A 21,474-nucleotide genomic window follows, 5' to 3' on the forward strand; every position below is an offset into this window, starting at 1 on the left:
GCAATATCGCCGCCTGTCTAGGACGACGGAGACATCGGGAAGAACTAGGAGAATTTGTGATCGTCCTCGTTCTCGGCGCAGGTGCGCAGAAGCTGCAATTGCTGGGACTGATACCGAGGATAACCCCCTGGTGAGCATCAAGCAACCAGCACCCCCCCGGCGAGTCCCCCGCTCACCAGCCATAACGTCAGCTATCGAGCCGACACACCCGCCGATACGGATAACGCCACGAGTGAGAAACCTTGATCTTCAGCGTATTTCACCGCAGAATCGGGGAGATCGCCCGTGGTCAGCGCCAACACCGCAGGTCCAGCACCGGAAAGTACCGCCGCAACCCCTTCACGGCGCAGATATCCGAGAACCTCGGCGGAGGCCGGCATCGCGGCGGCGCGCTGCGGCTGATGCAGACGATCTTCGGTGGCGGTCATGAGCAGATCCGGCCGTGCGGTCAACGCGACGGTGAGCAACGCGGCCCGGCTAATGTTGAATCTTGCATCTACATGGGTGACAGATTCAGGCAGCAACACACGAGTATGCGCCGTGGACGACTGTTCCTCCGGGATCGCGGCGACGATCTTGATATCGGGGTGCACCTCGAGACGCGTGGCGGCGTAGACGGGGGCCCCACCCGACGTCTCCGACCAGGACACCACCGCTCCCCCGAGGACGCTAGCCGCGGCATTGTCCGGATGCCCCTCGAATTCCGAGGCCAGCTGCACCAGCAGATCGTCAGAAAGCACCGGGCGCCCGGCCTTGACGAGCAGTCCATTCGCGACCGCCAGGCCGGCCACCGCCGCGGCGGCCGATGAACCCAATCCACGCGAGTGCGGAATCTTGTTGTGGCACTGGACAATCAGCCCAGGCGCTACAAATCCCCCGGCGGTGAGACCGCGCTCGATCGCACGCACAACAAGGTGGCTGCCATCGAGCGGAACCTCACCGGCGCCTTGACCTTCGACGGCCACCTTGAGGCCGGATTCGGTTGTGTTGACTTCAATCTCGTCATACAGCGACAGCGCGATACCGAGACTGTCAAAACCAGGCCCCAGGTTCGCACTCGACGCGGGCACCACCACGGTGGTGGTCAACCCCGCGGGCAGACGCTCATTCACGCGAGTTCCAGCGCCTCGGCGACCGCGCTCGCTTGCACCGGAATGGGAGTCACCTCAGGCATTCCGCTCAGGGCGTTATCGGGATCCTTCAGGCCGTTACCCGTCACGGTGCAGACCACGGTGGAGCCCTTCGGAACCCAGCCGTCGGCAACCGACTTCAGCAGGCCCGCGATACTGGCCGCCGACGCGGGCTCCACGAACACGCCCTCGCTGGAGGCAACCAACCGGTAGGCGTTGAGAATTTCCTCATCGGTGACAGCCAGGAACTTGCCACCCGACTCCTGTTGTGCGGCAACAGCACCCGACCACGATGCCGGCGAACCGATACGGATTGCGGTGGCAATGGTCTCCGGATTGGCCACAGGTGCCCCGTTGACCAGCGGCGCCGCACCCGCGGCCTGCGCACCGAGCATCTTGGGCAGCCGGTCCGAGAGACCATCGCGGTAGTACTCGTTGTACCCGCGCCAATACGCCGTGATGTTCCCCGCGTTACCGACAGGCAGCGCATGAATATCCGGAGCGGTACCCAGGGCATCCATGATCTCGAAGGCGGCGGTCTTCTGTCCCTCGATGCGCACCGGATTCACGGAGTTGACCAGGGCGATGGTCGGGTAGTCCGCGGTGGTCTTGCGTGCGAGCTCCAAACAGTCGTCAAAGTTGCCGTCCACCTGGATGATCCGCGCACCGTGAATGACGGCCTGAGCCAGCTTGCCCATCGCGATCTTGCCCTGCGGAATCAACACCGCACAGGTGATGCCCGCCTTGGCGGCGTAGGCGGCGGCAGAGGCGGAGGTGTTCCCGGTCGAGGCGCACAGCACCGCGCGCTGACCGCGAGCCAGCGCATCGGTGACCGCCATGGTCATGCCGCGGTCCTTGAACGAGCCGGTGGGGTTAAGCCCTTCAACCTTCAAATGCACCGTGCAACCGGTGAGCTCGGACAGGCGCGCCGCGGGCAGCAGCGGAGTGCCGCCCTCGCGCAGGGTCACGGGCTGCCAGTTCTCTCCGATCGGGAGGCGGTCCCGATACGCCGCGATGAGGCCGGGCCAAGGGGTGTGAACGGTCACTCTTGTGTTCCTTCCAGCCGGATGACACTCGCGACACCCAGCACCACGTCGAGATCAGCAAGTGCGGCAACGGTTTCCGAGAGCGCAGCGTCTGTCGCCTTATGAGTGAGCACCACCAGGCGAGCACCCGTCTCGTCGACCTCGCCCTCCTGGCGCACGGTGGCGATGCTCACTTCGCGCTTGGCGAACTCGGTGGCAACGGTGGCCAGCACGCCCGGCTTGTCCGCGACCCGCATCCGCACGTAGTAGCGCGTCGGGATGAGCCCGATCGGCGCGATCGGCAGCTGTGCGTACCTGGACTCCAGCGGCCCACGGCCACCCTGGACGCGGTTGCGCGCTGCCATCACCAAATCTCCTAGCACTGCCGACGCGGTCGGTGCACCACCGGCGCCCTGTCCGTAGAACATGAGCTCGCCGGCGGCCTCGGCCTCGACGAAGACAGCGTTGAATGCCCCATTCACGCTTGCCAGCGGGTGCGCCAACGGCACCAAGGCCGGGTAGACGCGTGCCGAAACACGGTGGCGGCCTTCCTTGTCAGTGATTCGCTCGCAGATGGAAAGCAACTTGATGGTGCAACGCAGGGCACGCGCGGACTCGAAATCGTCGGCACTGATCTTCGTGATGCCCTCGCGATACACGTCGTCGGCACTGACCCGGGTATGGAAGGCGATGGACGCGAGAATGGCCGCCTTCGCGGCGGCGTCGTAGCCCTCGACATCAGCGGTCGGGTCGGCCTCGGCGTACCCGAGCTCCCCCGCCTCGGCCAGTGCCGTGTCGTAGCCTGCGCCGGTGTTGTCCATGGCGGACAGGATGTAGTTGGTGGTGCCGTTGACGATCCCGGACACCCGGATCACCGAATCTCCGGCCAGCGATTGAGTTAGCGGCCGGATGACGGGAATGGCTCCCGCCACGGCCGCCTCGAAATAGAGGTCGACTCTTGCTCTTTCGGCGGCCTCGGCGAGCTCACCGGCAGACTGGGCCAAGAGCGCCTTGTTGGCGGTGACTACGGACTTACCCGCGTTGAGCGCACCCAGGATGCCGCGCCGGGCGGGCTCGACCGGACCCATGAGCTCGACCACAATGTCGACGTCATCCCGAGAAACCAGGGCGTCGATATCGTCGGTGAGCAGTTCCACCGGGACCCCGCGGTCGTCGGCGACACGGCGCACACCGATTCCCCGGATCTCCAGCGGGGCACCGATGCGGGCAGCGAGATCGCTCGCGCTGCTTTCGATGATCCGCGCTACCTCGCTGCCGACATTGCCCAGGCCCAGGATCGCTACGCCTATCGCATCACTCATTCACTTACCTCCAGACTCACCAAATCCTCGACGGTCTCGCGCCGCAGGATCAGCCGGGCCTCCCCGTCCTTGACGGCGATAACCGCCGGACGGGTCAGCAGGTTGTACCGGCTGGACATCGAGTAGCAGTACGCACCCGTCGCGGCGACCGCCAGCAGATCTCCGGGAGCCACGTCCTCGGGCAACCACGCGTCCCTCACCACGATATCGCCGCTTTCGCAGTGCTTTCCGACCACCCGGGACAGAACCGGAGCGACATCGCTATCACGGGAAACCAGCTGCGGGTGGTACTCAGCCTGATACAGCGAGGTGCGGATGTTGTCACTCATGCCGCCGTCGACACTCACGTACCGGCGCTGACCGTTGGACAGAATCACGTCCTTGGTGGTGCCCACCCGGTACAAGGTGACGGTGCCGGGACCGGCGATGGCCCGGCCCGGCTCGATCACCAAACGCGGCTCGGGCAGACCTGCCAGCGCCGACTCGGTGCGCACGATCACACCGAGCTTCGCCGCCAAATCCCCGATAGGGGGTGGATCGTCGGAAGGCACGTAACTGATACCAAGGCCGCCACCGAGGTCGATGATGTTGAGCTGCGCGGTCTTCTCGGTGCCGAACTCGGCCACCACGTCACGCAGCAGCCCGATCACCCGGTGCGCGGCAACCTCGAACCCGTCGACATCGAAGATCTGCGAACCGATATGGCTGTGCAACCCGACCAGTCGCAGGTTATCGGTGGCGAAGACGCGACGCACAGCCTCCAGCGCCTGCCCACCCGCGAGGGACAACCCGAACTTCTGGTCCTCGTGCGCGGTGGAGATGAACTCATGGGTATGCGCCTCGACACCGACGGTGACGCGCACCAGAACGTCTTGCACCACACCGGCGCTGCCTGCGATCGCGTCCAGCCGTTCGATCTCGATCATCGAATCGACGACGATGTGCCCAACGCCGGCCTGCACCGCTTGCGCGAGTTCCGCCTCGGATTTGTTGTTGCCGTGCAGCGCGATGCGCTCCGGGGGGAACTCGGCACGCAGCGCGATGGCCAGCTCACCTGCCGAGCAGACATCGAGGCCCAAGCCCTCGTCCTTGATCCAGCGCGCGATCTCGGTGCACAGGAACGCCTTCGAGGCATAGTGCACGCGCTCAGCGCCACCGAACGCCGCCGCCATATCCCGGCAGCGTGAACGGAAATCGTCCTCATCGATCACGAACAGCGGCGTTCCGTACTTCTCGGCGAGCTCGGAGACGGCTAGGCCCGCGAGGGTAACCTCACCGCCAGTGCCGCGAGAAGCATTGCGGGGCCATACGTTCGGTGCCAACTCGGTCGGGTTGGCCGGTGGTGCACTGGTCATGGCGGTGTGCTGTTCCCCTTCTGCGTGGCGGGGGCCTGCCGGGTGTGCGCTCACATCCGCTCCGGTGCGCTCACGCCGAGAATATCCAGGCCGTTGGCGATGACCTGCCGGGTGGCAAGGCATAGCGCTAGGCGTGCCGCATGCAGATCCCCAGGTGTTTCGTCACCCTGCGGGAGCACCCGACACGAGTCGTAGAACCGGTGGTAGTCACCGGCTATGTCTTCCAAATAGCGTGCGACACGGTGCGGTTCACGCAACACCGCGGCATTCTGCAGGATGCGGCCGAACTCGCCGAGCCCCCGGATAAGCGCACCCTCTTTCTCGTGGGTGAGCAGTTCGAGATGATCGGTCGAGTGCTGCAGGCCCAGCTCGGCGGCATTGCGGGCCAGAGCGCAGAGCCGTGCGTGTGCGTACTGGACGTAATAGACCGGGTTCTCGCTCGATGCGGAGGCCCACAGCTGTAGATCGATGTCGATCGAGGTGTCCACCGAGGACCGGATCAACGCGTAGCGAGCGGCATCGACTCCGATCGCGTCGACCAGGTCATCGAGGGTGATGACGGTGCCAGCCCGTTTGGACATCCGGACCGGCTGGCCGTCGCGCACCAGGTTGACCATCTGGCCAATGAGCACCTCGACGCTATCGGCCTGGTAGCCCAGTGCTGCGGCAACGGCTTTCAGGCGCGCGATGTACCCGTGATGATCGGCGCCGAGCATGTAGATGCACAGGTCGAAGCCGCGCTCACGCTTATCGAGGTAGTAGGCGATGTCACCGGCGATGTAGGCGGGGTTGCCGTCACTCTTGATGACAACCCGGTCCTTGTCGTCGCCGAAGTTGCTCGAACGCAGCCAGGACGCGCCGTCCTTCTCGTAGATGTTGCCGGTCTTGCGCAGCTGCGCGATGGCCTCCTGCACTCTGCCGGAGGTGTGCATCGAGTCCTCATGGGTGAAAACGTCGAAGTCCGTGCCGAACTCGTGCAGTGACTCCTTGATGTGGGTGAACATCAAGTCCACGCCGATTTCCCGAAAGACCTCAGCGGCCTCGCTCTCCGGCAGCGAGAGCGCATCGGGACGCTGAGCGAGTACTTGCTTGGCGATATCGGCAATGTAATCGCCGGCGTACCCGTCCTCCGGGGCTTCCCTTCCCTCGGCCGCGGCGATGAGCGAGCGGACAAACCGGTCGATCTGCGCGCCATGGTCGTTGAAGTAGTACTCGCGGGTGACCTTGGCGCCCTGGCGGGTCAGCAGGCGACCCAACGCGTCGCCGACCGCTGCCCAACGGGTACCACCGATGTGGATGGGCCCCGTCGGGTTGGCCGATACGAATTCCAGGTTGATCGTGTGCGTGCCCTGCGCATCGGAATTGCCGTAGGCGTGACCCGCGTCCAGGATGTTCGTGACGATGGTGCCCTGCGCATCGGCGGCGATCCGCAGGTTCACGAACCCGGGCCCGGCGATCTCGGCGGCAGCGATGGCCTCGTTGGCGACGAGCGCATCGACAAGCCAGGTGGCCAGGTCACGCGGGGCGACACCGACCTTCTTGGCGACCTGCAGAGCCACGTTCGTGGCGTAGTCGCCGTGCTCGGGATTACGGGGGCGTTCGACGGTCACGGTGGCCGGTAGCGCCGACGTGTCCAGGCCTCGCTCGTCCAGCACCGTGGTAGCGGTGGAACGTAGCAGGTCGGCAAGGTCGACGGGAGTCACGGCGATCATCCTATGGGCTGGGGTATCCAGGCCCCGAATCCTTATACGCGCGACCGAAACGGTGTGCGGGGCGCTGATCGGGATGCGCTAGGCTGTCGGCTAGTCTTTCCAAGCCCTGATGCCCTCGTAGCTCAGGGGATAGAGCGTCTGCCTCCGGAGCAGAAGGCCGCAGGTTCGATTCCTGCCGAGGGCACACACGATTTATTCGGTCGTAGGAGCTTCCGCCACGGCGGCAGCGTCACGGAGCTGCTGCTTCTCGACCTTCACCCGCCGCCTCCAGTTGCGCACGACGAAATACGCAACGAGAAGCACGATCAACAGCGCGACGATGGCGCCGATGGCCGTCGCTCCGCGAAATCCCGGGGCCTCGACATCGAGCACTCGTTCACCGGCATGCGCGGAATTACTGGTGCCCAGCACGATCGTCAGCGTCATCAGGTTGGGCACCGCGATAATGACGGCGAGCAGCGTCAACACCCCGGCGAAGAACTTCCCGGCGCGGCGGCCCCGCATCAGAAACGCCCACAACACGAGCAACAGCGGAATTCCGGTGCACAGCACCCCGAGCGTGAGCCCGCTGCCTATCCCCTTGGTGAAGCTGCCGTGGCCCGACATATCGGCGATGCGTTGGGCCCACCAGCGCGGGATGAAGGCCGATAGCGCGAAATACACGGCGACCAACGCCAGCAGCAAGGCGATGACACCTATCACGCGCCCGCGCCACCTCGCCCAGAACGACTCCTTGCCCGCAGGCCTTGCCTCGCCGCTCCCAGCCATACCGAAAGGCTAGGCCAAGAGAATTGACTTCGTGCGCCAGAAAGCGGCGATCGCTCTGATCGGTACGGCATTAATGCTGTGTGGGGCACCGATCCGCGTACATCGATCCGATTCAGCCTGCTGGCGGTGCGATGGGCCGCCGCCGCGCGTACAGCAGCGATACCGCGAGCACCCCGAGCCCCGCGACCGCCAGCACCGCACCGACAAGAGACGGAGCACGGTATCCATACCCGGCGGCGATGACCAGACCACCGAGCCAGGCCCCGCCGGCGTTGGCCATGTTGAGTGCAGAGTGATTCAGCGCGGCGGCCAGTGTCTGTGCGTCATCGGCCACATCCATCAGTCGGGTCTGCAACGCGGGTACCAGTGACGTTCCCGAAACTCCTACCGCGAACACCAGCGCCAGTGCGGCCCAAATGTTTCCGGATACCACCACGAAGACCACCAACATCGCCGCGACCAGCACCAGGCTGATGGCGATGGCCCGGACCACACTGCGGTCCGCCATCCACCCGCCCAACACGTTTCCCGTGACCATGCCGATTCCGTAGAGCGCCAACGCCAGCGGGACGGCGGCCTTGGGCAGTCCGGAAACGCTGGTGAGCGTGGTGCTGATGTAGGTGTAGAAGGCGAACATGCCGCCGAAGCCCACGATGCCGATGAGCAGGGTGAACCACACTTGCGCGCGGCGCAACGCGCCGAGCTCGGTCAGCGGGTTCGTGATTTTCATATCCGTCAGCCCCGGCAGGAACTTGAGCAATGCCCCGATCGTGATCAGTCCGATGACCGCGACGACGGCGAAGGCCGAACGCCAGCCCACGGTGTTGCCCAACCAGGTAGCCACGGGAACCCCCACGACATTGGCCACCGACAGACCCAGCATCGTCTGGCCCACGGCCTTGGCGCGTTCCCCGGGACCGGCGAGGTGGGCGGCCACCAGGGCCGCCACACCGAAGTACGCACCGTGCGGCAGCCCGGCGACGAACCTGGACGCGATCAGCGCCGCGTAGCCGGGTGCGAAGACGGTGGCCGCATTGCCGATGGTGAAGGCGATCATGAGCGCGATGAGCAGGGTCCGACGCGAGGCCCGGGCAGTGAGCGATGCGATGACCGGTGCACCCACGACCACACCCAGCGCGTAGGCGCTGATGACGTGCCCGGCTTCAGGCTCGGTGACGTGGAAGCCGTGCGCGATATTGGGCAGCAGCCCCATCGCCACGAATTCGGTTGTCCCGATCCCGAATCCGCCTATGGCCAGTGCGAGAATCGCGCCTCGGCGAGCCCGCGCAGACACGGGCGCCCCGGGCTGCGCGCGTGAATCGACGACGGCAGTCATGAATAGGGCTCCTGTGCGGTATGCGGCTAGATGCGCACATCGATGAGCGCCCTGATCGGTCAACCACCGATTCTGCCGGGTTCATTCCCTTCAGGCGAACTGTGGTCGTCCCACAGTTGTCAGCAGTCGTCAGCGGAACGGGCTGATGATGTCGCGCATGAGCTGACCGATATTGGTGGGCGCGTCCCCGTCAGGGAAGCTCGCGGTGGCCAGCACATTGCCGCCCGCATCGGCGAAGTTCCGGTCCGCACGCTGCTGGTGGGTCGAGTTCGTCACCAGGATGATTCCGGAGGCGCCGGCCTGCTTGGCCAGCGGCACCGAGAACTGCGCATTCTGCACTGTGCTGTTAGCACGCGGCTCCACGACGATCCGGTCGGACGGATATCCCAGGCCGACAAGCATATTGCGCATCTGCTCGGCCTCCGATATGCCGTTCTGCGGATTACCGCCCGTGACGATGATGAATGAATTCGGGAACATGTTGGCGATCGCCCTACCGGTCGCGACTCGCTGATAGAGCTTGTCCCGCATTGAGCCGTCGGGCTTGAGCCCATACCCGAGGATGACGACCGCCGGTTTCGAGAAGTCCTTGCCCATCGCCATGGGTTCGGCGTTCGTCGTCACGGGAGTAGTCAGCGTGAGGACAGCGCTGACGACCATCGCGGTCGTCCATCGAGTGATCAATGCGTCCTCCAAGACCCAAGTGACTTCTGAGACGGACGAGATACATGGTGCCAGAGTTACCCCTGTCAAGTCGACCCGCCGGTCAAATCTCCCGCGATTCCCCCTGGTGTGACCGACATGACAGATGTAAAGTGTGCTATCAGACACATGTCTACTAACACCACAACGCCGTGGAGGGTGACGTGACCGAGGCCTCAACCATCGACCGAGAAGCCGATACACCCGAGCCGATCGCTCCCCCGCTCGTGACACTTCCCAAGCTGGCCCAGGGCATCGCCTTCGTGGCCTCCCGGCGCTGGACCACAAGCCGGCTGGCCAAGAAGTACGGCAAGGTCTACACGATCAATATCCCCAAGTTCGGATACACGGTCGTGGTGGCCGACCCGGATCTCACCCGGCAGGTGTTCACCACCAGTACCGAGATTCTGGGCAACATCCAGCCCAACCTGAGCCAGCAGCTCGGACCCGGATCGGTCTTCGCGTTGGAGCGCAATGAGCACCGGCACCGCCGTAAGTTGCTCGCACCGAAGTTCCACGGCAAGGCCATGATCCAGTACGAACAGATCATCGAGGAAGAGATGCTGCGCGAGTGCGCGTCATGGCCCGAGGATCAGCAGTTCGAAACCATGGAACCGATGATGCGGATCACGCTCAACGCGATCCTGCGCGCGGTCTTCGGCGCCGACGGAGCCGAGCTGGACCAGCTGCGCACACTGATCCCACCGTGGGTGGTACTGGCCTCTCTGACGACTCGTGTGCCCCAGCCCAAGCGCGACTATGGACGTTTCAGCCCGTGGGGCCGGCTGAAGGCCTACCGTGCGCGCTACGACGAAGTGATCGCACTACTCATCGACAAGGCGCTCGCCGCGCCGGATTTCGAGGATCGCACCGATATCCTCGCTCTGCTGTTGCGTTCCACCTACGACGACGGCACCACCATGTCGCGCAGCGATGTCTCCGACGAACTACTCACTCTGCTGGCAGCCGGCCACGAGACCACCGCGACCACCCTGGCGTGGGCTTTCGAACGGATCACCCGGCACCCTCAAGTGCTGTCGCGCCTGGCCCAGGAGGCTCAGACCGAGAGCGGCGAGTACCGGCAGGCGACAATCCTTGAGGTGCAACGCAGTCGGCCGGTCATCGACTTCGCAGGCCGCCACGTGCTGGCACCCTACGTCGACATCGGGCCGTACCGGATCCCCCAGGGCCACTCCCTCGTCGTGAGTATCAACCTCATGCACGATGACCCGGCCGCCTTCCCCCACCCGGAACGCTTCGACCCCGAACGCTTCACAGGCGCCAAGCCCGGCAATTCGTGGGTTCCCTACGGCGGCGGCACCCGGCGCTGCGTCGGGGCGGCCTTCGCCAACATGGAGATGGACATCGTGCTGCGGACCGTGTTGCGGCACTTCACCATTGAGACCACGACGGCACCCAACGAAAAGTGGCATTCACGTGGGGTCGCCTCGTGCCCGAAGAACAACGGGCTGGTGACGGTGCGGCGGCGCTGACACCGTCAGACACGCCTGCACATCACAGGTCAGGGATGCCGTTTACGCAGCCGCATGAGGATCTCGCCTTCAGGGCCGCCGGTGAATGTCACCTCGCGGCGCGGCTTCTGGCCCGGCAATAGCTCCAATTCATATCTCTGGGCCAGCGAAGCAATCCCGATGACGGCTTCAAGATTGGCGAACCCCGAAGCGATGCACATGCGCTTGCCCGCACCAAAAGGCATGTGCGCCTTGCGCTGTTCGGGTTGCAGGTTCTCCTTGAGGAAGCGTGAGGGGTCGAAGGTCTTGGCGTTCTCCCATACCCGCTCGTTGTGGTGAATGCTGTCGATGACAATCGCGACTGTCGTCCCAGCGGATATCGGATATGTACCCAACACGTCATCGGCCTTCGCGGCCCGCGCCAGGCCGATGATCGGCGGGTAGACCCGCATCGCCTCGTTGATCACCGCCATGGTCCACGGCAGGTTCTCCACATCAGCGGCCGTCGGCAGCCGGCCCGCGAGCACCCTGTCAACTTCCTCGCCCAACTTGGCGCGAGCATCAGGGTTGCGGGACAACAGATACCAGGTCCAGGCAAGCGCCGCAGCCGTCGTCTCGAACCCTGCGCCCAGGAAGGTCAGCAGCTCATCACGAATCTCGAGATCGGTGTATCTGGCGCCCGTCTCGGGATCTTCGGCGGCCATCAACAGGGCCAGTAGGTTGTCCTGTCGGGTGATTCGGCCGGCGTGATGATCGGCGATGAGCTGATCGATGGTGTGCTCAACCCAGCGCAGACCCCGCATGGTGCGGGGCGCGACGACCGATGCCCCGAAACGCAATGCCCGGATCGCCAGACGCGGTGTGTGCGCTGACAATTCATCGGGTCCGTGAGTGGCCAGTTTGTCCACCAGCCAGCGCAACGGAGGTGAGGCCCCGACGATGAAGCCCACGCCGAAGAGCTTGAGCAGCCGCGCGAAGCTGATCCGCATCTTCTCGGCCATATCACCGGCCAGGTCAATGCCGAACATGGTCTGCGCGACGATATCCATGGTGAGGTAGTTCATCTCGGCGGTGACATCGACCGCCTTACCCTGCTCGTATAGAGCGTCCCAACGCGCCAGAGTACGCGCTGACGCTTCAGCCATCTGGGGGGCGAATAGGTCGACCTGGCGCTTGGCGAAGATCGGCTGCACCAACCGCCGGTTCCGGTTCCACAGCCCTTCATTGAGGTCGGTCACCAGACCCCGGCCGAAACCCACTGCCAGTAGGTCATATTCGGCGCTCTTGATGTAGTTGTCCTGATTCGCCACCAAGACGTAGCGCGCCAACTCGGGGTTACGGACGATGACCATCTTCCGCATCGGTGCGCGGGCGACGATGACATCATCCTGGCCGGGCAGGTCCGCGATGTACTCGGAGATGGTGTGCCGGTATGTGGACCAGACCGCACCCAGAGCCATACGCCACGACTTCAGATAGCCGACCTTGGTGTCATGCCACCGCAGGAACGTTGGGCCGCCCGGGTACAGGTCGTGGTTGACCGGACATTCACCGACCGCCGCGCCGGGAGGCGCGGAGAGGGATTCTGGCTGCACCGCTGGAGCCGACACGACTAGACCCGTTCCTGCTCAGAGGCGCCGTCGCTCGCCTCGTCAACCTCTGGCCCGGAAGTCACCTCTTCCACCACGGCGTCGATCTCACTCTCGGCCGTGTCATCGTCATCGGCGTCGTCAGCGGCCCCGAGATCCTCGTCGACGAGGTCGACATCGTCATCCTCGGCCAGGTCTTTGGCGTCCCACCGTTCCTGATCAGCACGCGCCCGCTTACTGGCCTCTGCGATTTCGAACCCGTCAGCCACGACACCGCTCACCTCGCGTGCAACTTCCCCCACCGTCCGCGTGATGATGCGGATGATCCGGCCGACACGCGACCCGACCGACTCCACGACTTCCTGGACGACGTTGACGTTGCGCTCAACAGGTCCCACCATGCTGCATTGCCCCTTCGAATTCGGTGGCCAAATAGTGAACAATCGTGCACTGAGATCAGTGTGCGTAACGTAGATGAACCTGTCAATACCAGACATCAACGCGGTTTCGAACGAAACTGGTCGATCGATAAGAGCACGCCCGTACACTGACAGGTATGCGCCACAGTCGTGCTGAGAAGAAGTTGCACACCCGCCGCGCATTGCTCGACGGGACCTTGGATCTACTCAAGGTGCGTGGCTTCGCGGCCGTGAGTCTGCGCGAGGTGGCCCGATCCGCGGGTTTGGTTCCCACGGCGTTCTATCGGCACTTCGAATCGATGGAGGACCTGGGCACGGTCCTCGCCGAGGAGAGCGTTCGCGCGCTTCGTGACACCTTTCGACAGGCCCGACGCGAGGTGGGCAGTGACAACCCTGCCAAGATTCTCGGCCTCATGGTCGACCGCGTGAGCGAGCACGCGAACAACTTCCGGTTTCTGGTACGTGAACGCCATGGCGGCTCACCTCAGGTGCGGCGTGCCATCAACAACGAGATGCGCATGCTCACCAACGATGTCGTGGTCGAGCTGGCGCGCAATCCCGCGACGAACCATCACCCCACCGAGGATCTGGAGATCGCGGCGGACCTCATCGCGAGCTCCATCCTCAGCACGATCGGCATGCTGGTGGACACCGATCACCCCACCGATGCCGATGCGCAAGCGGCCCTCAATCGGGCGCTACGCCAGTTGGACCTGGTCACCCGCGGTCTGGCGCACACCGGCACCATCACGACCGTCATTCCGAAACCGGCCGAGGCTCACCATGAACCCTCTGCCACAACCACAGGCCCGTAAACAGTCCGACCGCGTCGGCCAGCAGATCCAGCAGGCTCCCGTCGCGGTGCGGAACCCACAGAGCCTGAATCACCTCCGAACACGCGGCGAAGGTCAGAACCCAAGCCAGCGTGGTTTTCTCGCCGATCCGTGCAAAACGCGAGGACACCGCCAACATCGCGAAGATCAGAACGTGCACCACCTTGTCCGCCCCGGGCGGGCCCGACGGAACGGCGCCACCTGGCGTGAACAGCAACAGGCAGGCGACCGCGAAGGCGCCTAGCAGCGTGAGCCAGCGAAGGCACCAAGACCAGGACTGAACTATGCGAATCATCGTGACTCATATTGCCGCTTCGGTTCTGGCTGATTCAAAGCGATGCCGCCAAGGGGCATGCTGCGTAGAACGAAGACATGACCTCCGCTCCGTCAGTCCTCGACATCCGCGCCCTGCCCGGCACCGAGACCTACCGGAATCTGCTCGCCCAGGTGGCGAACGGGGCGCGGGATCGCGACCTCGCCGACGAGAACCCCTTTGACCAGGTTCGCCTGCTCAAAGAAGCCGGGATCGGACGGCTGCGAATCCCGGTCGAGCTCGGCGGTGCGGGACTCTCTGTGCGGCAGCTCTTTTCCACCATCATTGATCTGGCGCAAGCCGACCCCATCGTCGCGCACATCTTCCGCACCCACTTCTGGTTCGTCGAGGAGCGACTGCGCACGCTATCGGATCCGACGTCGGCCGCCTGGCTGACCAAGGTCAACGAGGGCAACCTCTTCGCCAATGCGTTCAGCGAGAAGGGTGTGTTGGCCGTCGGCAGCCTGGTGTTCAACACGCGGCTGCTGCCGGCCGGGCATGGATATCGGTTGACCGGTGAGAAGTTCTACAGCACCGGGACACTGTTCGCGGACTACCTGACGGTCACCGCGACCACCGAGCGCGACTCGGTGGCATCGGTCATCGTCCCCGGTGACCGTGACGGAGTGCGGCTGGTGGACGACTGGGACGGGTTTGGCCAGCGTCGTACCGGCACCGGTACCACGATCTTTACTCAGGTTGACGTCGCCGAGGACGAAATCCTTTCCGAGACACCGTATGACGCTGCCCCGGTGCCCACCACGCAGTACGCATCGTTACAGCTGTACATCCTGGCGATAATCGCCGGTGTGCTGCGGTCGGTGGTGGACGACGGTGCGGCGCTGCTGCGCTCCCGGCAACGCAATTTCAGCCATGCCCTCACTGAACGTCCGGTCGACGATCCCCTGCTGCAACGCACCCTCGGCGAGCTGAGCGCGACCGCCTTCGCGGCCGAGGCAGCGGTTCTCGCCGCGGCAGATGCCATTGACGCCGCCACCGCATCCGTGCGCGATGGAGTCCCCGACGCGCAGCTGGCCGAGGAAGCACAGCTGGCGGTTGCCAAGGCCAAGGTGCACATCGACGCCGTCGCGCTCGACGCCGCCACCAAGCTGCTGGATCTGGGCGGCGCCAGTGCCTCGAGCCGCAGCCGCAACCTGGACCGGCATTGGCGCAACATCCGGACCATCAGCCTGCACAATCCCGTGCACTACAAGGCCCGGGTGATCGGCCAGAACCTGCTGCACGGCACGCCGGTTCCCGCGAACGCCTATTTTTAAGGGTATCGGCAGGTCCTGCCGAGTCGCTCAGGCAGACAGGCTGATTCGATGCGCCCCGGAGACCGCGTCATAACGGTCGGGACTGCACGTCAGCACGATCACCTGCGCCTCGGTACCCACCGCGCCGAACACCTCACCCATGCGCTCCAGCCTGTCGCTGTCGGTGAAGCCCAGTGCGTCGTCGATGATCACGGGTACCGCGTCCTCCGGCGCCACCAACGCGGCACTTGCCAGCCGTGCGACGATGCCCAGCTGTTCCTTAGCGCCGCCCGATAGCGACTCATAGGGAACAGTCCGGCCCTCCAGCGTCCGGCTGCGGATGCTCAGATCGCTGTCGACATCCACTTCGAAGGTCGGACCGAAGACCATGCGCCCCAACCGCTCCAGTTCCGCGCGGAATGGGTCGACATAACGCAGCCTCATGCCGTCCCGGTGCCGCAACATCACCGATCGCAGCGTGTCGACGGCCCGCGCCTTGGCGCCTATCCTCGTGAATTCCGTTGCCGCATATTCTCGTTCAGAGGCAGCGGCATCCAGTTGATCCTTACGGCCCTGCCTGCCAAATACCTCCAGCCGCACCGCGATGTCGCGCAGCCGATGCCGCAACTCCTCGTGCCGCTGATCCAGCCCCTGCGCCAGTACCGAGACTTCGGCCAGCTCGGCGCGCACCCGGTCGGCTTCCAGCGCGGCCAGCTGATTCACGAGATCGGTGACGCGGCGCGCGGTCAGGTCGGCCGCCTGGACCGCCTGCTCATGGCGCTCGGTCAGCAGATCGTCGGATGCCGACGCCCGCACCTGGGCAAGACGCTGCTCGGAAGCGGCCAGTTCTTCGGCGCGCGCGGCTTGCTTTTCCCGCAATACCGTTGCCTCAGTGGACTTCTCGACGAGCCGCTGAGCGGCCACCTGGACCGCCTGGCGGTGCGTGGCCTCTTCGGCCTGTAGCCGTTCGACCGCGGTCACCAGCCGGGCGACCTCGGCGCGCGCCTGCGCCGGATCAATCGCATCCCATAAGCCGGTGGCCTCCGGCGCGAGCTCGCGCAATCGGCTGAGCTTCCCACGCAACATGTCAAGGTTCTCCGAACCCATCAGCCCGTCGAGTAACGCCGTTAACCGGTCACGTTCGGCATGGAGTTCGGTACGCCGTTCATACTGCTTCTGCGCCTGCCCGATATCGGCGACACCAACGGTGGCCAATGCGGCGGCGAGCGCCGCGCGGGCGGCGTCGAGGTTGCCACGCAGTTGGGCCGCGTTGGCCCCCGGAATGATTCGGGTGACCGCCACGCCGGGAGCGGTGATCTCGATGGTGTCGGTGGCCGCACTCGCCCACTGCTCTCCGGCCTCGACCCGCCGCTGCTCACCGTTGACAGTGATGTCGACATCGGCGAGTGCCCGGACCTCCACCTGCGCCGAAGCGGTGTCCAGAGCCACCTCTGCCATACCGACAGCGCGCGCGGCGGACTCGATCGCCCCAAGCGACTGCGCGGTGATGACCAATCCGGAGAGCTCCGCGCCGACCGCGGTCAACTGGCGGGTCGTGAGGTCGATACGCGACACCCTGGCCGCCAACCCGTCTACCTCGTCCCGGGCGAGCGCGCGGTCCAAAGTGTCTCGGGCCGTCTCCAATTGGGCGCGGGTTCCGTCTATCGCCTGAGTCGCTTGGGTCGCGGCGGACTCGGCAGCCTCGGACAGCTGCCGTGCCGTTTCGTGCGCCTCCTTGGCGGCCGATGCCTGCTCTGCGAGCCCGGCGATCAACGCCCTGCGCGCCTGGACATCGGCAATCAGCTGCGCCCGCTCATCGCGTTTCGCCTGGGCGGCTACCGCCGCGGCTTGCGCTGCCTCCGCGACCACCGTCGCGTTATCGCGCTGCTGTAGCAGCATCGAAACAGCTTGGGAGGCTTGCTCTAACGGAGCCAGACGGCGACTGACCTCGGCACGATCGGCGATGACGGTGGCCAGATCCCGGGTCAGCTCGTCATGCTCGCGAACCTGCTGATCGACCTCGGTCACCGCGGCGTTGGCGACGGCCAGGGCGTCCTCGGCGGCGGTCAGTCGCGCACCGGCCTTGGCCCACTCGCCGGTAGGGCGCCCGGTCGCGGTGAAGTACAGCGCGTATTCCGCATCGATCCGCTCCACCAGATCAGGCTCGCTACCCGAAAGCGCAACCGACTGCCCGGCAGCCAGATCCAGTGCACGCGTGAGCGCATCGCTCGAGGACAGGTCGAGCACGCCCGCGCCCGCCGACTGCAGGACGCGTTGCGCCTTCCACAAGTTCATGTCAATGGACTGATCCAGCATGTCCAGCACCCGCTGATGCGCTTCATCGCCAGAGAGCTGTTCGCGGCGCGGCTCGATGACAGTCAGGTGTGTCTCGGCGCGCTTGTGGAAACGCTTGCGGTACACGAATCTAAAAGCTCCACAGCTGATTTCGGCCTCGATCTCGGAGCCGACATCCGCAAAAGTTGGCTTGACCTGCTTGACATCCTTCTTGGTGGAGCGGTCTTTGGATTCGATCAGTAGGTCGAGCGCCTCGATCATGGACGTCTTGCCGATCTCGTTCGCCCCGCTGACCACCACAACCCCGCGATCAGGAAAGGTGATGTCGCGATGGGCGATTCCGCGATAGTTGGTCACCGACAGGCGGTGCAGTTTCACGCCGCCGACCCTCTTGCCAATGAGCCCTTGGCCGAACCGCCTCGCCCTGCACTCGATGTGAGACGCAGCAGCAACGACAACGCGCCCTGAGCATCCGCGGAGGATTCTCCACCCGCGGCCGCCATCTCCTTCAGCTCGGCAATCGCGGATTCGGCGAAACCGCCGACACCGAGATCACTGAACTCTCCATCGGCAGGTACTACCGCGATATCGGTGTGCCGCTCCCATGTCCGCACACTCGCGAAAAGCCGCGTGTACTTGTCCAGGCACTCTTCCAGCACGGCGTTATCGGTCACGCTCAGCGTTCCGGTCAGGGCCAGGCGCACCACGGTGCGCTCCTTGTCGGGCAGCAGTTCCAGGTTGAGCCCCAGATCGGCGATGTCGCGCGCGTTGTCCACCGACCGCCGGAGCGTGACGAACCGCCATCTGCCCACGTGATGAGCATCAACCTGTAGCGCACCCGATTCGTCCAGACTCACCACGAGGGCGTGCCCCGGATCGGATTCGACATCGTCGTAGTTGGTGACCTCCGGCGCGCCCGAGTACCAGACCCGCCCACTGGAACCCACCTGAGTTCGGGAGTGCTTGTCTCCGAGCGCTACGTAATGGACGGCACCCCGGGCAAGAGCGTCCTCGACAGCCTTCAACGAGATAAGCGCAGGCTTCGTCGGATCGGGGTCCAGAATGTCGACACCACCGTGAGCCACCACGATGCGCCGTGTGCCATCGGCGGGTAGACCCTCCAGTTGTTCGGCCACGAGATCATGCGTGGGCGCCTTCGATCGCCACGGCACCGCGACCAGCTCGACTCCTGCAGCCACCTGATGGACGCCCGCGGTATCGAGCACGTGGACGTTCGCGGGCTTTTCTGCCAGGAACAGCTCGCTGGTGTACACCGAGGCGGCGTCCAGGGGATCGTGGTTGCCAGGAAGCAGATAGATGTCGACACCAACGCCCCGCATCACCTCCAGCGCCTGGCTGATGACTCGCGGGGCCAGCTGATTGGACTCGAAGACGTCTCCGCACACCACCATGAAGTCGCAACCCTGTGCCACGGCAACCTCGCCGAGAGACGCGATGGCCTCCCGACGCGCGGCTGAATACTGCGGCTGGGCTTCACCGGCAAGGAAATGCCGTGTCATGCCAAGCTGCCAATCAGCGGTGTGCAAGAACTTCACACGCGAAGTCTATGGCCGTCTACCGACAACCTCCGGGACGCCGCGCCTCATCCCCGCGACCCGCCAGATGACTTATCCACAGGTCTGGCATTTGCCCGGCGCTCGTCGCACACCCCGGCTACCGTACGAATCATGTCGGAGGACGCCAAGCGCACCCTGATCCTGATGCGGCATGCGAAGTCGGCGTATCCACCCGGTGTCGACGATCACGAGCGTCCGCTGAATCTGCGCGGTACCCGACAAGCCACCCAGGCTGGGACTTGGCTGCAGGACAACTTCAATCGGATCGACGCGGTGCTGTGTTCGACTGCCACCCGGACCCGCGCGACGCTGACGCAGACCGGGGTCCACAGCCAGCTCGTCAGATTCAGCGACAAGCTCTACGACTCGACGGTGGGGATCACCCTCGGCGAGATCAACGGGGTACCGGACTCCGCGACTACCGTGCTCGTCGTCGGGCATGAGCCCACCACGTCGCAGTTAGCACTGGCGCTGGCCAACACCGGCACCAGCAACGCCGAGGCCGCGAATCGAATCTCCACTAAGTTTCCGACCTCGGCGATCGCGGTGCTGACGACTCGCTCACCGTGGTCACGGCTCGAACTGGCAGGCGGATCGCTGACCAAGTTCCACGTACCGCGCTAGCGGGCTGCCTCAGACCTTCTCCGCCACCTGGGTGGACAGCTTCATCGCGCAATGGCACGCATCCGACGACGTGCCGTGACCCGCGCCAAGCAGCGTGACCGCCAATTCGAAGAACTGGTCGTCCCCGTACTCCAACGCGGTGACGCACATCCCGTAGGTCGAACTGATGAAGCCGCTCTTGCCTCCGGCCGAGAAGTCCTTGACCTCGTCGCGCGTTCGTTCCTCTCCTTCCCGCTCGCGGCCGATTGGGCTGCCCCGATACCAGGAGAGTGTGACGTTGGGGAGCGCACTCCAGGATCCGTTCGGAGACCACGTGCACCCGGCGGGGGTCTTTGCAATCAGCTTGAGGTCAGTCCGGTGCACAACAGCCGAGATATCGGGTGTGGTGAGGCTGCCGCACTCGGAGTACACCGGGCCGACCCGAATGTCATGCCCGGCCGTGACGTCGTGCCCGCCGAGTTCACGGTGGTGGCTAGAGCATCCGGCGCTGAACATGACTCCCGAGGCCACCACAAGACACAGCAGTATCCCGGCGATACGGGACGAGCGAACACGACCTGTCAGATATTCACTGACAGCGTCATCTCCATCAATTTGATTGCCTGCGTGCATGAGTCTCCGCCTTGGCCCTGCGGGTTGACCCACCATCCAACAACACCTGCGGCGTCGCTGGCAACTCCACAGGCGCCCGGCTGGTCCGGCGGCTTCATCACAATCGACGGAATGCCCTGGATCGCCCGTTCTTGGACGTTGTATTTCAGACTGTTCGCTGTGGCCTTTTCGGCGTCGAGGCTGCCGGTCTCGAACCAGAAGCGGGTGATGTCGACGAGGCCGCCGCTCTTACTCATGGCCTGCCACCGGCATAGCGCCCCCACAAAGGTGCTCTGAATGTCCCTTGGATCGGCGTCGACGGCCTTGGCCAGGACGTCCGTGGTGAGAACGTCACACTCCTTGAGCAGGTTGGGGTACTTCTGCTCAGCGGGCGTGCCGTCACCCAGATCGCCCTTGCCGGGCATGACCGCCTCACCGTCGACCGTGCCGCCGCAGCCTGCCGACGTGAGTGTGACCAGTGCGATGCAGGCCGCCGCGAACAGCGATTTCGTTTTCCGATGCGTCATTTCTTGGCCGCCTTGATGGACGTCTCGGTCAGCTGCTTAGCCACATCGCAGGGGTCGGGCGCACCTGATCCGGGCTCGAAGTTGATGGACCATTCGATGAAGTCGTTACCGAAGTCCATGCCGATCTCGCACAGCTTGGTCACGGTGCCCGGGTAGCCGTCGGTGGCGATAAATCCCTTGTACCCGGCGATCTCGATGTCCTCGACGCTCGGGCGCGTCCGTTCTTCGGTCGCGCGCTCGCGGCCAATGGGGCTGCCGCGGTACCAGTTGAAGGAGAAGTGCGGTCCCACGATGCTTCCACCGCGAAGCCAGACACAACCGACAGAGTTCTTGGCGGTGCCGACCAGGCCCACGACCTTGGTCATCTGCATCATCGCCTGGTCACTGATGCCGCCGCACTCCGTGAACATCGGCCCCTCGACGCCCTTGGACTTCGTCTGCGCCGGCGCCGTCGCGTTCGGCGCGGTGCCATTGGGCTCATCGGACTTATCACCGCCCGAACAGCCCGCCAACACCAGTGCAACCATCGCCAGCGCGACAGCACACTTGCCCCACACGTTGCGCGAATCCAAGCCCAACCTCACATGTGCACTGTAGCGGCACAAACCGGAGTCAACCACTGAGCTGC

Annotated in this window: 20 protein-coding genes and 1 tRNA gene; 5 read left to right on the forward strand and 16 right to left on the reverse strand. The window is 64.6% G+C overall.

Features of this window, described 5'->3' with window-relative positions; all coding sequences use genetic code 11:
• Positions 1 to 191: 191 nt before the first annotated feature.
• The 5 genes from thrB to argS are packed head-to-tail and all read right to left on the reverse strand — an operon-like array spanning position 192 to position 6,535.
• Complete coding sequence (gene thrB, locus B4400_RS08800; RefSeq protein ID WP_078309489.1) at positions 192 to 1,112, reverse strand: homoserine kinase; 921 nt, start codon at positions 1,110 to 1,112, stop codon at positions 192 to 194.
• A complete protein-coding gene (gene thrC, locus B4400_RS08805; protein ID WP_043077152.1) occupies positions 1,109 to 2,176 on the reverse strand; it encodes a threonine synthase in 1,068 nt (355 codons plus the stop codon). Before thrC ends, thrB begins: the two co-directional genes overlap by 4 nt.
• A complete protein-coding gene (locus tag B4400_RS08810; RefSeq protein WP_078309492.1) occupies positions 2,173 to 3,477 on the reverse strand; it encodes a homoserine dehydrogenase in 1,305 nt (434 codons plus the stop codon). The genes thrC and B4400_RS08810 overlap by 4 nt, the downstream gene beginning before the upstream one ends.
• Positions 3,474 to 4,832 (reverse strand): diaminopimelate decarboxylase, encoded by a 1,359-nt coding sequence (gene lysA, locus B4400_RS08815; RefSeq protein WP_170914957.1) that lies wholly within the window; start codon positions 4,830 to 4,832, stop codon positions 3,474 to 3,476. The genes B4400_RS08810 and lysA overlap by 4 nt, the downstream gene beginning before the upstream one ends.
• Positions 4,833 to 4,882: 50 nt before the next feature.
• Positions 4,883 to 6,535, reverse strand: coding sequence for an arginine--tRNA ligase (argS, locus tag B4400_RS08820; protein WP_078309872.1), 1,653 nt, complete (start codon positions 6,533 to 6,535; stop codon positions 4,883 to 4,885).
• Positions 6,536 to 6,655: 120 nt separating this feature from the next.
• Between argS and B4400_RS08825 the strand changes: the two genes are divergently transcribed.
• Positions 6,656 to 6,728: transfer RNA gene (locus tag B4400_RS08825), tRNA-Arg, on the forward strand.
• Positions 6,729 to 6,736: 8 nt separating this feature from the next.
• Here B4400_RS08825 and B4400_RS08830 read toward each other — a convergent pair.
• The 3 genes from B4400_RS08830 to B4400_RS08840 form a co-directional block, all read right to left on the reverse strand.
• Positions 6,737 to 7,312, reverse strand: a complete 576-nt coding sequence (locus B4400_RS08830; protein WP_078309496.1) for a permease — start codon at positions 7,310 to 7,312, stop codon at positions 6,737 to 6,739.
• A gap of 112 nt (positions 7,313 to 7,424) precedes the next feature.
• Complete coding sequence (locus B4400_RS08835; protein WP_078309498.1) at positions 7,425 to 8,648, reverse strand: MFS transporter; 1,224 nt, start codon at positions 8,646 to 8,648, stop codon at positions 7,425 to 7,427.
• 129 nt (positions 8,649 to 8,777) lie between these two features.
• The gene (locus tag B4400_RS08840; RefSeq protein ID WP_078309500.1) at positions 8,778 to 9,344 is read right to left on the reverse strand and encodes a YdcF family protein; all 567 of its coding nucleotides are present in this window, start codon (positions 9,342 to 9,344) and stop codon (positions 8,778 to 8,780) included.
• Between the two features lie 158 nt (positions 9,345 to 9,502).
• Here B4400_RS08840 and B4400_RS08845 point away from each other — a divergent pair, with 158 nt between their 5' ends.
• Entirely contained in the window at positions 9,503 to 10,843 is a 1,341-nt protein-coding gene (locus B4400_RS08845; protein ID WP_078309503.1) for a cytochrome P450, read from the forward strand.
• 29 nt (positions 10,844 to 10,872) lie between these two features.
• Here B4400_RS08845 and B4400_RS08850 read toward each other — a convergent pair whose 3' ends face one another.
• Both B4400_RS08850 and B4400_RS08855 read right to left on the reverse strand, forming a co-directional pair.
• Entirely contained in the window at positions 10,873 to 12,432 is a 1,560-nt protein-coding gene (locus B4400_RS08850; protein ID WP_078309506.1) for a cytochrome P450, read from the reverse strand.
• A 2-nt stretch (positions 12,433 to 12,434) separates the two neighbouring features.
• The gene (locus B4400_RS08855; protein ID WP_078309509.1) at positions 12,435 to 12,812 is read right to left on the reverse strand and encodes a hypothetical protein; all 378 of its coding nucleotides are present in this window, start codon (positions 12,810 to 12,812) and stop codon (positions 12,435 to 12,437) included.
• A 155-nt stretch (positions 12,813 to 12,967) separates the two neighbouring features.
• On the opposite strand from B4400_RS08855, the gene B4400_RS08860 reads away from it, so the two are divergent.
• On the forward strand, positions 12,968 to 13,645 hold the full coding sequence (locus tag B4400_RS08860; protein WP_078309511.1) for a TetR family transcriptional regulator: 678 nt from the start codon (positions 12,968 to 12,970) through the stop codon (positions 13,643 to 13,645).
• On the opposite strand, the gene B4400_RS08865 is transcribed toward B4400_RS08860, so the two are convergent.
• On the reverse strand, positions 13,587 to 13,958 hold the full coding sequence (locus tag B4400_RS08865; RefSeq protein WP_078309514.1) for a VanZ family protein: 372 nt from the start codon (positions 13,956 to 13,958) through the stop codon (positions 13,587 to 13,589). The genes B4400_RS08860 and B4400_RS08865 overlap by 59 nt on opposite strands.
• A 77-nt stretch (positions 13,959 to 14,035) precedes the next feature.
• On the opposite strand from B4400_RS08865, the gene B4400_RS08870 reads away from it, so the two are divergent.
• A complete protein-coding gene (locus tag B4400_RS08870; RefSeq protein ID WP_078309516.1) occupies positions 14,036 to 15,253 on the forward strand; it encodes an acyl-CoA dehydrogenase family protein in 1,218 nt (405 codons plus the stop codon).
• Positions 15,254 to 15,280: 27 nt separating this feature from the next.
• On the opposite strand, the gene B4400_RS08875 is transcribed toward B4400_RS08870, so the two are convergent.
• Entirely contained in the window at positions 15,281 to 17,905 is a 2,625-nt protein-coding gene (locus B4400_RS08875; protein ID WP_078309518.1) for an AAA family ATPase, read from the reverse strand.
• Positions 17,902 to 19,083 carry a metallophosphoesterase family protein gene (locus tag B4400_RS08880; protein WP_078309520.1) on the reverse strand — a complete coding sequence of 394 codons (1,182 nt, stop codon included), beginning with the start codon at positions 19,081 to 19,083 and terminating at the stop codon, positions 17,902 to 17,904. The genes B4400_RS08875 and B4400_RS08880 overlap by 4 nt, the downstream gene beginning before the upstream one ends.
• Positions 19,084 to 19,215: 132 nt before the next feature.
• Between B4400_RS08880 and B4400_RS08885 the strand changes: the two genes are divergently transcribed.
• A complete protein-coding gene (locus B4400_RS08885) occupies positions 19,216 to 19,728 on the forward strand; it encodes a SixA phosphatase family protein (protein ID WP_078309522.1) in 513 nt (170 codons plus the stop codon).
• 9 nt (positions 19,729 to 19,737) lie between these two features.
• On the opposite strand, the gene B4400_RS08890 is transcribed toward B4400_RS08885, so the two are convergent.
• Genes B4400_RS08890 through B4400_RS08900 form a run of 3 tightly spaced genes read right to left on the reverse strand, consistent with a single transcriptional unit; the run spans position 19,738 to position 21,373 of the window.
• Positions 19,738 to 20,256: a DUF3558 family protein gene (locus B4400_RS08890; protein ID WP_078309877.1), complete on the reverse strand. Its 519-nt coding sequence runs from the start codon at positions 20,254 to 20,256 to the stop codon at positions 19,738 to 19,740.
• A gap of 32 nt (positions 20,257 to 20,288) precedes the next feature.
• Positions 20,289 to 20,846 carry a DUF3558 domain-containing protein gene (locus B4400_RS08895; RefSeq protein WP_078309524.1) on the reverse strand — a complete coding sequence of 186 codons (558 nt, stop codon included), beginning with the start codon at positions 20,844 to 20,846 and terminating at the stop codon, positions 20,289 to 20,291.
• Positions 20,843 to 21,373: a DUF3558 domain-containing protein gene (locus tag B4400_RS08900; RefSeq protein ID WP_170914961.1), complete on the reverse strand. Its 531-nt coding sequence runs from the start codon at positions 21,371 to 21,373 to the stop codon at positions 20,843 to 20,845. Before B4400_RS08900 ends, B4400_RS08895 begins: the two co-directional genes overlap by 4 nt.
• Positions 21,374 to 21,474 lie beyond the last annotated feature (101 nt).

It is taken from the genome of Mycobacterium sp. D16Q13 (assembly GCF_002013375.1).
In the GTDB taxonomy this organism is placed as follows: domain Bacteria; phylum Actinomycetota; class Actinomycetes; order Mycobacteriales; family Mycobacteriaceae; genus Mycobacterium.

Coding starts and splice junctions, on each gene's coding strand:
- B4400_RS08870 (WP_078309516.1), top strand. CDS start 14,036: ATGACCTCCGCTCCGTCAGTCCTCGACATCCGCGCCCTGCCCGGCACC.
- B4400_RS08895 (WP_078309524.1), bottom strand. CDS start 20,846: ATGACGCATCGGAAAACGAAATCGCTGTTCGCGGCGGCCTGCATCGCA.
- B4400_RS08885 (WP_078309522.1), top strand. CDS start 19,216: ATGTCGGAGGACGCCAAGCGCACCCTGATCCTGATGCGGCATGCGAAG.
- B4400_RS08830 (WP_078309496.1), bottom strand. CDS start 7,312: ATGGCTGGGAGCGGCGAGGCAAGGCCTGCGGGCAAGGAGTCGTTCTGG.
- B4400_RS08900 (WP_170914961.1), bottom strand. CDS start 21,373: ATGGTTGCACTGGTGTTGGCGGGCTGTTCGGGCGGTGATAAGTCCGAT.
- B4400_RS08835 (WP_078309498.1), bottom strand. CDS start 8,648: ATGACTGCCGTCGTCGATTCACGCGCGCAGCCCGGGGCGCCCGTGTCT.
- B4400_RS08860 (WP_078309511.1), top strand. CDS start 12,968: ATGCGCCACAGTCGTGCTGAGAAGAAGTTGCACACCCGCCGCGCATTG.
- B4400_RS08865 (WP_078309514.1), bottom strand. CDS start 13,958: ATGATTCGCATAGTTCAGTCCTGGTCTTGGTGCCTTCGCTGGCTCACG.
- B4400_RS08810 (WP_078309492.1), bottom strand. CDS start 3,477: ATGAGTGATGCGATAGGCGTAGCGATCCTGGGCCTGGGCAATGTCGGC.
- B4400_RS08855 (WP_078309509.1), bottom strand. CDS start 12,812: ATGGTGGGACCTGTTGAGCGCAACGTCAACGTCGTCCAGGAAGTCGTG.
- lysA (WP_170914957.1), bottom strand. CDS start 4,832: ATGACCAGTGCACCACCGGCCAACCCGACCGAGTTGGCACCGAACGTA.